Source organism: Palleronia pontilimi (assembly GCF_016412875.1).
GTDB classification, from domain to species: Bacteria; Pseudomonadota; Alphaproteobacteria; order Rhodobacterales; family Rhodobacteraceae; genus Palleronia; species Palleronia pontilimi.
Window position 1 is genome coordinate 1 of record NZ_JAEKPD010000060.1, and the last position, 410, is coordinate 410.

Sequence of the window (410 nt, forward strand, 5' to 3'; positions counted from 1 at the left end):
TTGTTGCGATACTTGTGAGCTTGCATGTGCTATATTGGGTTGTTGCAAGACGACATCCCTGCATGGAATCAGTTGTTGTTGCAGAATTTGTTGAAGGATTTGTTGTTGTTGTTGTTGTTGTTGTTGTTGTTGTTGTTGTTGTTGTGCTTGTTGCTGCGAAATTGGTTGTTGTGGTTGCGGATATTGTGGTTGTGGTTGTGGATATGATTGTTGTGGTGGAAATGGTTGCGGCTGCGGATATGGTAGTTGTGGCAGAAATGGTTGCGGCTGCGGATATGGCTGTTGTGGTGGAAATGGTTGTTGTTGCCCTGGAAATTGTTGTTGTTGCTGCCCTAGAAATTGTTGTTGTTGCACCAATGGAACTTGCTCTTGTGGTTGTTGCTGAGATGGATTTTGTGGCTGCAATTGTG

1 protein-coding gene is annotated in these 410 nt (G+C 44.1%); it reads left to right on the forward strand.

All coding sequences use genetic code 11. The annotated features are described in order from the left end of the window. Positions 1–62 precede the first annotated feature (62 nt). A partial coding sequence (locus ILP92_RS18280; RefSeq protein WP_198917847.1) for a hypothetical protein occupies positions 63–410 on the forward strand: 348 nt, incomplete at its 3' end.